Below are 12,131 nucleotides of genomic sequence, written 5' to 3'. Positions count from 1 at the left end.
ATTTCAGTGGGAGACCAGAGCCTGTGCAATGGCGGGGGCATACTGCCCATCCACCAGCACAAACAGCATGCGGCAGGGCTTGCCGGAACGGTTGGCCCAGGCATGGTTGGTACCGCGTTGCACCACCACGCTGCCGGGCTTGAGCAATACGGATTCACGGTCCAGCACCAGCGTCAACTCGCCTTCGATGACCACGCCATAGTCCACACTCTCGGTGCGGTGCATCAGCGGGTGCGGCGAATCCTCCTTGACGGTGGATGCCTTCGCGTCGCCAATCTGCGTGAAGGCTTGCTGCATGGAGTTCGCGCCATGGGCCAGGAACTCTTCCGTATCCGGAGGAATGTCTACAAAGCGCAGACGGGTACCGTGGCTGGGAGGAGGCAACATGAGGGTGCCCACACTGGGGTCAGGCCCGTTGTCTACTGGCGCGGGCGCGCCACTGGTGGACCAGACTTCATGAAAGATGGTGCCGGGGATGGCGGCAATCTCCACGACCGTGGGCAGTGGTCCATCGCTGGAAACGATGGCCCGGCCCTGTGCGTCGTGGCCGGTGACTACGCGGTGAATGGGCGGAAATGGCATACAGGTATCCGTGGACAAATGGGGGATTGAAAAGGGGCTTCGCATCAAAAGGACATCAAGTCGCGGGCGACGGTTGCCGGTCCCAAGTAGTTCTTTCTCACCGGGCCCAGATAAACACTGTCGGGCTCCTCTGCGCCGGGCACTACATGGTTGAGCACCAGCTGTTTGACACCCGCAGCCTGGGCCATACGTCCTACGTCCTGCGCCGTCGTGTGCTCTTCGCGCATATGGCGCATCAGACCCTGCGCAGCAGAGGCTGGCATCGCCTTGGCCATGGCCTGCTCGATCAGGTCCAGGTCTATCACTTCGTGAATAAGCAGGTCGGCCCCCTGGGCTAATGTCTGCACTGCTGCGCAAGGGCCTGTATCGCCGCTGAACACCACCACACGGTCGGGCGTCTGTATGCGCAGGGCGTAAGAACGGTCAGCCGCGTTGGCCCCGTCCCGGTTCTTGGCAAAGTGGCAGTTTTCAGCTGCCGTCACGGTGATCAGGTCGTCACGGTAGACCTCGCCATCACCCGCATAGTCGTGGGCCTGGAACATCTGCTCCGGTGGCAGCATGCCTTTCGAATCGGCCATGCGGATACGGGCATTGGGCTTGAAGAAACCAAGAAACCCCTGGAGCATGGACTCGGTGCCTGCAGGGCCGTACACATGCGTGGGCTGGCGGCGCCCGGTGGCCCACTGAAGACCCATCAGCGTTCCCCAGTCCGCGTTGTGGTCATCGTGGTTGTGGGTGATGAAGATCTGCCCGACGCGGCGAAAGTCCAGACCTGCTTTCACCAGTTGCTGGGTGACGCCGTTACCGGCATCAATCAGATATACACGGTCACCCACCACCAATGCGTTGGCGGGTTGCGAACGCGTTGCACTGGGCATGGGGCCGCCTTGGGTACCCAGGGTAATCACGCGGGTCTGGGCCTGTGCATTCCCCAGCGGCAACACAAGCAGCAACGCAGCTGCAATACCTACCAAGCATTTCACGATTGGGTTCCTTGTGTGTTGGGCCTATGCCGCATCAAAAATGGCCACGGCACGCGTCCAGCCTGCTGAGGCGCCGCGGATCTTGTGCGGGAAGCAGCTGATAGTGAAGCCGTGGGCGGGCAGCGCCTCCAGGTTGTGCAGCTTCTCCAGGTGGCAGTAGCCGATGTCGCGTCCGGCCTTGTGGCCTTCCCAGATCAGGCTCTTGTCGCCGGTCTCCGCCACCTTCTTGGCCGTGTAGGAAAACGGTGCATCCCAGCTCCAGGCGTCGGTGCCCGTGAGGCGCACACCGCGCTCCAGCAGGTACATGGTGGCCTCGTAGCCCATGCCGCAGCCGGCACCCAGGTAGTCGTTGTTGCCGTAACGGCTGCCGGCGCGGGTGTTGACCACCACGATGTCCAGCGGTTGCAGGTCATGCCCGATGCGCTGGAGCTCGGCCTCGACGTCCGCTGCGGTGGCGACATAGCCATCGGGAAAGTGGCGGAAGTCCAGCTTCACGCCACTTTGGAAACACCACTCCAACGGCACCTGGTCGATGGTGATGCTGGGACGGCTGCCGCCATTTTTCGCGTCCTGTGTGGAATGGAAATGCCAGGGCGCATCCAGGTGGGTTCCGTTGTGTGTGGTGAGCGTCACCCACTCCGCCGCAGCGGCCTCGCCATCCGGGAAGTCCTGGGCCGTGGTGCCAGGCAGCATGGCCATAAACTCGGGCAGCGTATCGGCATGTTTCTGGTAGGTGATCTTCGGTGCCAAGGGAGACGGATCGGACAGCACGTCGTTCTCGAGGTAGATCGACAGATCGACGAAACGGCGTTGGGGCTTCATGGGGTGACTCCTTGCGGGGGCAGTGATGGCTGTGTTGCCGGAATGCGAGAGAACGCGAAGATGGCGCATACGCCTATGACCAGGGCCGCACCGCCCAGGCTGCCGTAGCCCAGCAGCTTGACCAGCGTGCCGCCCAGAATGGGGCCAATGGCTGCGCCGGTCATCATCATTGCGGGCGTGGCAGCCATGGAGCGGCCACTGGGGTCCATACCGGACAGCAGGCCGAAGGCGAAGGTGTGGGTAAAGATCATCACCGCAGCAAAGACCGATGCTGCCAAGGCGTAGGGCACAAAGGTCGTGGCATTCATGATGGTGACCACCAGCAGCACCTGCAGCGCCGGCCCCACCAACATCACGTTGCGGGCCCGCCAGCGCCGCTCCAGCAGTGCGGCCAGACCGGCGGGGAACAGGTTGACAAAGCCCAGCGCAATAAGCACGCCGGTCACGGCTTCCAGCCCGAAGCCGCGGTCCCTGCCCACGCGCTCCAGAAAGCTGAAGGTCATGGCCTGCACCAGTGCCATGCAGGCAATGCCCAGGATGCCGAACCACACGGCACGCGGAATGCCCCGCACGGCAACGTCGGCTCCGTGATCCGATGACAGTGCATCAGGCAGCGGAAACGACGTGGCCGCCACCAGTGCGCCAACGGCCATCACACCCGCAAAGATGCGAAACAGCACGGGCCCACCCAAGGCCGCAACCGAGGGAGGTGTGGCACCGACAAAGACAATGGCAAACACGCCCAGAGCCATGCCCACCAAGGCGAAGAGACGATGCGGACGCGTGCTGCGCGATATCGTTCCATGCGTCACGCTCAATGCAAAGCCGGAAGACAAGCCTGCCAACGCATGCAGCACAGCCAGCGCGCCGAAGTCACTCAGCACCGAGGCCCCAGCGAAGCACAGCGCCGATACGCCAAAGCCCAGGGTGGCCACCAGCCGGCCATTGAAGCGGTGAAAGCGCGGCGCCAGCAGCAGGCTGGCCAGCACCACACCGGCCAGGAACAGCGTGGCCAGCAAGCCGGCCTGCTGGGGATCCAGCCGGTATTGCGAGATCAGCGTGCCCACCCATATGGGCAAGGCCACCAGATCCACCATGCCAGCGCAATGGGCCACCATCAGCGCGAACGTGCCGCGCTTGGAGTTGGTTCGGTTCATGGCGTGGTCCGCTCAGATGGGTTGGGCCAGAGCCATCAGCGACTCGCGCATGATGCGTCCGTGCTCTTCCTTGTCACCACCCTCAATCTCGATCTCGCCCAGGCGCACCGAGTTCTGCACCACCATGCGGCAGCGCTCCCAGCGCCGCGCCGAGAAGGCCGCCAGCGCCTGCTGCGTGTCCGTGTTGCAGCCAATCTCCTCGGCCAGCACCAGCGCATCCTCGATGCCGATGCAGGCACCTGACGCCAGGTGCGGTGTGGTCGCATGCACTGCATCCCCGATCAGCACCACCCGGTTCTGGAACCAGGGCTGGGGCAGGAGCAGCGACTCCAGTGGGCGAAAGACGATCTGCGAATCGGGCCCGATCTGCCCGCGTATCGTCTGCAATGCGGGTGCCGGGAAATCGGCCAGGAGTCCGCGCAAGTGATCCACAAAGGTAGCCGGGTCCACATGGTCATTGTTCGCACGGGGCTCGGTCAGGAAGAGATACATCTCGGTTGCCGAGATCGGGTTCACACCGGGTTTGACCTTGGGTCCCATCCACATGGTGGTGTTCGTTATGCCCTCCTGGCACGGCAGCACCGCCCGCCACACGGCCTGTCCGCTGTAACGCGGTTGCGGTGCGTTCGGGAACACCGTCTGGCGCACCTTGGAATACAGGCCATCGGCACCGATCACCAGGTCGTAGCGCCGCCGCTGGCCATCGGTGAAGCCCACCTCCACGCCATCGGCATCCTGTTCGATCTGGGTGAAGCTGCAGCCCAGATGCACCTGGGTGCCGGCCGCGCGGGTGGCTTCGGCCATGATGCGCGCCAATACCGGCCGCATGATGCCGGCGCCACCGGGCACGTCGTCACCGGCGATGCGCGGCGTTGGCAGCGTGGCAATCTGCGGACCGTGCGGCAGGCAGATGTTGACGCCATCGGAAGCATGGCCCTGCGCCAGAAAGGCTTCGAGTATTCCGAGTTGCCGGAAGGCGCGCAGTGTCGCGCCCCCCAGGCTGATACCTGCGCCGTAACTGCGCCAGCCGGGATCGATTTCCACCAGATCCACGTCGGCGCCCAATTTGCGCAATTGGATGGCGGCGGCCATGCCGGAAAAACCGCCACCGATGATGAGAATGCGTTGTGCTGCGGTGCTCATTGTCTTGTCTCCTTTGTTTGAATACGGGCGAGGAGGATCTCGCCTTTGGGGCTGATTGTGAGGGGCACGGATGTCAGCGATTGCCCCAGGCATGGGCCCAGCGTGCAAAGCCCTGTTTCAATTTCGAACAGGGCACCATGCGCCGCGCAGACGATGCGGTCGCCCGCGCTGTTGAGGTAGGCATTCTTGCGCCAGGCCAGTGGCGTATCGAGGTGCGGACACAGGTCTGCATACGCATACACCCGACCACCTTTTCGCACCAGCAGAATGCTGTCCTGCCCGGTACGCAAAGGATCACATCCGCGCGAACCCGACTCCGGCAACTCGTCCAAGTGACACAGGTGCATGATCGATAGGCCTTTGTCCGCAACTCAGGGCGCGGGAGCGCCGGGCTTGGCACCGGGGGGCGGGCCGCCCGGGGCCCATTTCTCGCGGTGTTGCAGCAGGAACAGCTGCGACGTATCGGCACTGATGGGCGCTTCACGCGCGACCCAGCTGTCGTCGTGCAGGTCCATGTCGGCGTCGTACTCCACATGGCAACCCATGGGGGAATTGAAGTACCAGAACCAGTTGCTGCCAAACTTGTGGCGACCCGGTCCCCAGAAGCTCTGGTAGCCCTTCTCGACGAACCGCGTACCGGCCAGCAGCAGCTCCGTCGGCCCGCCCATGTGGAAGGTGAAGTGTTCGCAGCCCTTCATGAAGGGCGGCGTCTGGATCATGAACAACGTGTGGTGATCGGTCGTGCCCGCCGGACGCAGGAAGGGGCCGGTGCCAGTGAAGCGGTCGGTGCAGACGAAACCCAGACGTTGGTAGAAAGCCTCGGCCTTGGCCGAATCGGGGACGAAATACACCACGTGCGAGAGCGAGCGTGGCACGGTCGCCATGTCCTGCCGCACGCCCACGGTGTTGGCGCGGCGTTGCGGCACGGAGCCGGGCGCGTTGACGCCCTCGGCCGGAAGATCCAGAGGGCGGCGCACCGTGACCTGGAAAGCCAATGCAAAGCCCATGTCGTCCAGCGCGCGGACCACGCCGCCCTGGCGCGTCACGCTGCGGTCACGCTGCAGCTCGGCCTCGATGGCGTCCAGTGTCGCCACGTCAGCCACGCCGTACACCGTTTCGCGCAACATGCTGGCCGTACCCATGGGCGCTGGCAGGGAGGGATCGTCCTTGGAACGGATTTCCACGGCAGTGCCGTCCAAGGCTTCAAAGCGGCCACTGCCGACTTCGGTCAGGCCGTAGTCAATCAGGTATTGGCGGCAGGCCGCCACGTCATCCACGCCAAAGACAAGTGCGTCAGGTCCGATGATGTTCATAGTGTGTTTGTTGGTTGTCATGTGAATGCTGTTGTGGATGTGCTCTCGGTTCACGCCGCCGTGCGGCCCCCCAGGGTCTCGGCGACCCAGTCGGCGATGTATTGACCGGCGTTGATGGAGTTGTCGAAGCTGGCGTGCTGCACACCACCCTCGCGCTCGGTAAACACCTTTAGCTCGCGCTTGGGGCTGTTGGTGAGTTGCTCATAGGTGCGGTGGGCCCAGTGCAGAGGAATCTGCGAATCCTTCTCGCCATGGGTGACCAGGAAAGGCACCTTGATCTTTTCCACCACGCCATCCAGGTGCACGTCTTCGGCGATCCGCATGAAGTCGTCAATGTCCTTTGCGCCCCAGACCCAGCACACATGCGACCAGTAGTGCGGCACGGGGAAGGTTCCTTCCTTTTCCAGCCGGCGCTTCTGCACGTCACGCCAATCGTGGTTGGCACCCCAGGCCACACCGCAGGCAAAGCGCGGCTCAAAGGCCACGGCACGGGGGCAGTAATAGCCACCCAATGAGACGCCCTCCATGCCGATGCGTTTGGCATCCACATCGCTGCGGGTCTCCAGCCAGTCCACCACGCGGCTGGCCCAATGTTCGCTGTCATAGCGCGCGGTGAGCTCCTGCAGGCGCAATGCCTCGCCGGTGCCCGGCTGGTCCACGATCAGCGAAGCCACACCCCGCTTTGCCAGCCAGGCCGGCAGGCCAACTCGGTACTTCATCTCCTTGGTGGAGTCCAGGCCGTTCACTTGCACCAGCAGCGGTGCGGGGCCATTCACGCCTTCGGCCGGTATGTACAGGGCAGCCAAGTGCTTGCCCTCGTAGGGGATCTCGACGCGCTCGCAGCGTTCGCCACTCAGGCGCACACCTTCGGCAAACAGGTCCAGGTGGCGGCGGTACAGCGCCAGGCGACCGGGGGAGCCATGTGCCTGCAGGCGCTCGGCCGTGATCAGGTAGCTGGCAGCCCGGTTGATCTTTTCACCGGCGGAAAACAGTCGGCCCCGGGCCTTGTCCTCATCGGCCAGTTCACACAGGCGGTCAGCCATCTGCACCCAGGTCTCGCGGAAGGCCTGGGTTCCGGCGGCATCAGGCGCTTTGGCAGCATCTTGCAGCGGGCCGCACATGACTTCGATTTCGCCGATGCGTGCGCCCATTTCAATGGCGAGCGCGACGGAGAGATTCCAGACGTAGTTGGTAGGAAAGTACTTGAACATAAGAGAGTGCTTTAAAGAAAAAGGCGAAAGCTGTTGTCAGCCAGGTTGATGAAAAAGGGATTTGTCATGGATGCGCACTTGCCATGGCGGGCACTGGCGATGCCTGCCCTGCTGGCTTGAGGAGAAAGTGCGCCAGGGCGGGAACCAGTACGAGGGCACCCAGCATGTTCCAGAGAAACATGAAGGCCAGCAGCAGCCCCATGTCGGCCTGGAACTTGATGGGACTGGCCACCCAGGTGATCACGCCGGCGGCCAGCGTCACGCCGGTGAGCACCACCACCTTGCCGGTGAACAGCAACGCGCGGTAGTAGGCATCGGACAGGCTGTCACCGGCCTTCAGGCGTGCCAGCGTGACGCTCAGGATGTAGAGCGCGTAGTCCACGCCTATGCCCACACCCAGCGCAATCACCGGCAAGGTGGCCACCTTCACGCCCAGACCCAGGCCCACCATGAGGGCTTCGGCCAGCAACGACGTCAGCACCAGGGGCAACACGGCAACCACCACGGCGCGCCAGTTGCGGAAGGTAATGAAGCACAGCAGGGACACGGCCGCATAGACCAGCAGCAGCATCTGCCGCCAGGCGTGCTTGACCACGCTGTTGGTTGCGGCCTCGATTCCGGCAGAGCCTGCTGCCAGCTGGAACTTGACCTGGGCCGTGTCGTTGTCCGCAGCAAACGCCTCCACCGCATCGGTGACACGCGTCAGCGTATCGGCCTTGTGGTCACGCAGGTAGATGTAGAGCGTGAGCAGGTTGCAGCTGTCGTTGTACAAGCCGGTGCGGGGCGCGCCTGCAGTCACGGTGTTGAGCATGGACTGGTTGGGCAGGAATTCGTACCACAGAGGACTGCCCTCGCTCAAGCCCGTCAGCACGCGCCGGTTGAGCAGGGAGAGCGAGTTGGTGCTCTCCACGCCATCGAGCTGGCGGATCTGCCACTCCAGTGCGTCCAGCTTGTTGAGCGTGTTGTAGTCGGAGCAGGCGCCCTCGGGTGTGGACACCATCACGGCCAGCACGTCACTGCTGGCGCCGTACGCCTGGTTGACATAGGCAACGTCGCGGTTGTAGCGGCTGTCGGCACGCAGCTCAGGCGCACCCGGGTCCAGGTCGCCGATCTTGAGTTGCGCGCCCACACCGTATCCCAGCGCCGCCAGCAGTGCGGCCAGACCCAGCGCGAGCGTCGCAAAGCGGCGCTGGGTGAACAGGTCCAGAAACCGCCACAGCGGGTGCCGTGCGGCGCCGGTCTTGTCGGCCGCTTCGGCACGCAGGCTGCGTGCGGCGGCACGTGCGCTGACACCGGTATAGCTCAGCAGGATGGGCAGCAGGATCAGGTTGGTGAAGATCAGTACCGCCACACCCATGCTGGCTGCCAGAGCCAGCTCGCGGATGGACTGGATGTCGATGGACAGCAGCACGGCAAAGCCCACCGCATCCGCCAGCAACGCAGTCAGTCCCGCCAGGAACAGGCGCCTGAAGGTGAAGCGGGCAGCGAGCAGCTTGTGCATGCCACGGCCCACGTCCTGCATGATGCCGTTCATCTTCTGTGCGCCGTGGCTCATGCCAATGGCGAAGATGAGAAACGGAACCAGGATGGAGTACGGGTCCAGCGACTGCCCCAGCAGCGGTAGCAGGCCCATCTGCCACACCACGGCCACCAGCGAGGCACAGACCACCAGCGCCGTCGAGCGGATGCAACGGGTGTAGGCGAAGACCATGGCAGCCGCAATGGCCACCGCCATGGCAAAGAAGACCAGCACTTCGCGCACGCCTTCGATCAGGTCACCGGCAATCTTGGCAAAGCCGGTGATGTGGATGTCCACACCGGCGCTGGCGTACTTGCTGCGCAGCTGTTCGAGCTGTACCGACAAGGTTCCGTATTGCAGCGGCCTGCCCTCAGCGTCCTGGGCCAGGAGCGGCACGAAGATCATGCTGGAGCGCATGTCCAGCCCCACCAGCTGGCCCACCTGGCCCGAGCGCAGGATGTTGGCCTGCAGGCGTTGCAAACTCTTCGGGCTGCCGTCGTAATGCTCGGGGATGACGGGGCCACCTTCCAGACCTTCCTCGGTCACGCCGACCCATCGCGTGCTGGGCGTCCAGAGCGACTTCATGCGCGAGCGGTCCACACCGGGCAGCAAAAAGACTTCGTCGTTGAGCTTGCGCAGCGTCTCCATGTAGTCGGCATCCAGAACGCTGCCCTTGGGATTGCTCACCACCACGCGCACCGCGTTGCCCAAGCCGCTCAGTTGCGATGCATTGGCCAGGTAGTTCTGGATGTAGGGATGGTGAACCGGAATGGTCTTCTCGAAGCTGGCGTTGAGCTGCAGCTTGGACGCCTGCCAGCCCAGAACCAGGGTGATCAACAGACACACGAACACCACCAGACGGCGGTTGTTGAACAGCAGGCGCTCCACCACCGAGCCGGACTGGTGATCAAAGTCGCTCAGTGCAGTGAGAGGCACCACACCGGAGGAAACATGCGCACTCATGGGCGGGCTCCTGCCGTGGGAACAACGATTGCACCCTGCACGGTAAGCGCCAGCAGACGACCGGCATCCAGCGCGAGCAAGCCGGCTGTGGGTGGCAATGCGCTCTGGGCCATGGGACGCAGTTGCTCTCCCGTGTACGCAAACAGCCCGCCCGCCTGATTGGCCAGCCACAGCGTGCCCTGCGGGTCCGCCACCATTGCCGAGAATGACACTGGCACCGGTGCGCTGACCTGCGCCCAGGACACTCCCAGATCGTCGCTGCGCCACAGTTGCCCACGCAGCCCCGCCACCAGCAAGGAACGATCCCCCAGCCACGATGCGCGGAAGAAGGTGCCGTCATACGGCACTTTCAGGCGACGAAAGTTGGCACCCGCATCCAGCGACAGCAGAACCAGGCCCTGTTCACCGGCGATCAGCAGCTTCTCGCCCTGGGACTGCAGGGAATACAAGTGCATGCCGCCGGGGTTGTCCAGGCGCGCCCCCATGGACGACCAAGTCTTGCCACCGTCCTGCGTCGTCAATGCCAGCCCGTAGGCGCCGACCACCATGCCGCGCTGCGCATCGAGAAAATGCAGGTCCAGAAAGGGCTTGTCCGGTCCGCTGGCAATCAAACGGTCGGCCTCGGCCTGCGCCTTGGCGTCACCGCTGGCCTGCGCGCTCTTGGCCACCAGGGCTGCCACCTGCCTGCCATCGAGCTGCAGGGTCCAGCTCTGTCCCGCATCCACCGTGGTCAGCACCACGCCGCCATGGCCCACCGCCCAGCCGCGGTGGTCGCCGAAAAACTGCACTGCTGTGAGCGAGACACTGGTTGGCACCTTGGCCTGTCGCCAGTGCGTGCCACCATCATCCGAATAGATGGCGATGCCACGTTCACCGACGGCAACAATGCGCCGCCCCGCCCAGGTCGCCGAAAGAAGGACGGCCCGCTCGGGATGCAGCACCTGCAGTGCCGGGCGCTGCAAAGCCTCGCCCACCGGGGTGGCTTGAGAAGGGATGGAACTGGCACCCATTGCCACGAACACGGCAACGGCAAGAGAGGTCTTGAGCATGTGGGGAACTGTCAGCACGTGGCAGTGGTTGGGTTAGCGAACGCCTTGGGCAGCCAGACCCTGACCAGTGAACACATCGGTCGGCCAGCGCTTGGTGAAGCGGTGGTGGAAAGACTTGTCGTTGAGTACGTTGGCTACATAGCCGTTGCCCGACTGAAGGTCATAGAACCCGAAGGTCTGTTGCACCGTGCCTGGGGCATCGGGCATCACATAATTGAAGAGCCACAGGGTCTTCCACAGATCCCCCTTGGCATCCCATCGATCACCCAGATTGGCCACCCAGGTATCTTCATCCAGGTAGTAGGTGCTTTTGGGCGCCTGGTGGCGTTGGCCAGGCTTCAGCGTGGCTTCGACAACCCACACGCGGTGCAGTTCCCAACGCACATAGCTCGGGTTCAGATGGCGGGGTGTGACGGCCTCACTGTCCTTGGCTTGCAGGAAGCTGTTGTTGTTGTAGGGGATCAGCATTTCCTTCTTGCCCACGAGCTTCCAGTTGAATAGCTCGGTAGTGCCGGAAAAGACGCTCAATTCGTCAAACGACATCACGCCTGCAGAAGCCGGTGTGGGCGTGTCGCAGCAGGCGTTGGGCAGCTTGCGTACACGGCGTTGACCTGTGAGGTAGACGTAGGACTGGGACTTGTCTTCATCCACGTTCTGCCGTCCGGCAATCATTTCACCGGCCCGGATCGGAGGACCTGCATTGACCAGGTTCACCTCCCAGAAGTAGCCATCGAACTTTTCTGCCGAACTGTCCTTGAAGTAATAAGGCATGCGCTGGCGGATCAGGCCGTCGGTGGTCAGCACGACCTTGCCGTCCGATGTGAGCTGGTACTGGTTGAGCTCGGCCTCCCAGGACTCGCCGCGCCAGGCCAGCTTGTGGTTCCACATCGCTTCGACGCCATTCTTGGGAATGGGGAAGGGAATTCCGCCATAGGCACCACTGGGCACATCACCTTCGAGCTTGGCGGTCAGTGCGTTCTTGGCCGTGTTGTCGTACACCCATTGCGGCGCCATGGCGGTGCGGTGGGTGGGGTAGACGTCCAGCCGGTAACTCTCGGGGTACTTCTTCAACAGTGCCTTGACGCCATCGGAGAGCTTGTCAGCGTACTGCGCCATGTTCTTGGCGGTGACCGAATAAAGCGGTTTCTCTCCCTTGAAAGGGTCGCCACGGCGCCCCCCTTCTTTGTCTCCGGCAATCTTGCCGGTGAAGCCTCCGGTCCATGCGGGAATGCTGCCGTCCTTGTTGCCCGCCTTCTCTGCGCCCAGAGGCGTGAGTTCGCTCTTCAGCTTGGCGGCTTCATCAGCGCTGACAGCTGACCAGGCGGGCACTGTGCAAGCCAATGCCGCAAACAAACCAATCAGCCCATTTCGGGTGTGTGAATACATAGT

General features: G+C 63.3%; 11 protein-coding genes. All 11 read right to left on the bottom strand.

Annotated elements, in window-relative coordinates:
• Positions 1-3 precede the first annotated feature (3 nt).
• Complete coding sequence (locus AC1RMF_RS15040; protein ID WP_342620139.1) at positions 4-582, bottom strand: cupin domain-containing protein; 579 nt, start codon at positions 580-582, stop codon at positions 4-6.
• Positions 583-626: 44 nt separating this feature from the next.
• Complete coding sequence (locus tag AC1RMF_RS15035) at positions 627-1,565, bottom strand: MBL fold metallo-hydrolase (RefSeq protein ID WP_342620138.1); 939 nt, start codon at positions 1,563-1,565, stop codon at positions 627-629.
• Positions 1,566-1,589: 24 nt separating this feature from the next.
• Complete coding sequence (locus AC1RMF_RS15030) at positions 1,590-2,387, bottom strand: cyclase family protein (RefSeq protein ID WP_342620137.1); 798 nt, start codon at positions 2,385-2,387, stop codon at positions 1,590-1,592.
• On the bottom strand, positions 2,384-3,544 hold the full coding sequence (locus AC1RMF_RS15025; protein WP_493142463.1) for an MFS transporter: 1,161 nt from the start codon (positions 3,542-3,544) through the stop codon (positions 2,384-2,386). Before AC1RMF_RS15025 ends, AC1RMF_RS15030 begins: the two co-directional genes overlap by 4 nt.
• A gap of 12 nt (positions 3,545-3,556) precedes the next feature.
• Positions 3,557-4,687: an FAD-dependent oxidoreductase gene (locus AC1RMF_RS15020; RefSeq protein WP_342620135.1), complete on the bottom strand. Its 1,131-nt coding sequence runs from the start codon at positions 4,685-4,687 to the stop codon at positions 3,557-3,559.
• Positions 4,684-5,019, bottom strand: a complete 336-nt coding sequence (locus AC1RMF_RS15015) for a Rieske (2Fe-2S) protein (protein ID WP_446737994.1) — start codon at positions 5,017-5,019, stop codon at positions 4,684-4,686. The genes AC1RMF_RS15020 and AC1RMF_RS15015 overlap by 4 nt, the downstream gene beginning before the upstream one ends.
• Positions 5,020-5,058: 39 nt before the next feature.
• On the bottom strand, positions 5,059-6,000 hold the full coding sequence (locus AC1RMF_RS15010; protein WP_342620133.1) for a VOC family protein: 942 nt from the start codon (positions 5,998-6,000) through the stop codon (positions 5,059-5,061).
• Positions 6,001-6,050: 50 nt separating this feature from the next.
• Positions 6,051-7,211, bottom strand: a complete 1,161-nt coding sequence (locus AC1RMF_RS15005; RefSeq protein WP_342620132.1) for an alpha/beta hydrolase family protein — start codon at positions 7,209-7,211, stop codon at positions 6,051-6,053.
• Between the two features lie 64 nt (positions 7,212-7,275).
• A complete protein-coding gene (locus AC1RMF_RS15000; protein WP_493142462.1) occupies positions 7,276-9,693 on the bottom strand; it encodes an efflux RND transporter permease subunit in 2,418 nt (805 codons plus the stop codon).
• On the bottom strand, positions 9,690-10,760 hold the full coding sequence (locus tag AC1RMF_RS14995; RefSeq protein ID WP_493142461.1) for a WD40/YVTN/BNR-like repeat-containing protein: 1,071 nt from the start codon (positions 10,758-10,760) through the stop codon (positions 9,690-9,692). The genes AC1RMF_RS15000 and AC1RMF_RS14995 overlap by 4 nt, the downstream gene beginning before the upstream one ends.
• Positions 10,761-10,775: 15 nt before the next feature.
• Positions 10,776-12,128: a DUF1329 domain-containing protein gene (locus tag AC1RMF_RS14990; protein WP_342620129.1), complete on the bottom strand. Its 1,353-nt coding sequence runs from the start codon at positions 12,126-12,128 to the stop codon at positions 10,776-10,778.
• Between the last annotated feature and the right edge of the window lie 3 nt (positions 12,129-12,131).

It is taken from the genome of Rhodoferax sp. GW822-FHT04A08, assembly GCF_058801025.1.
The sequence above is the reverse complement of the archived record's forward strand: the minus strand, read 5'-3'. Positions and strand labels throughout refer to the sequence as shown.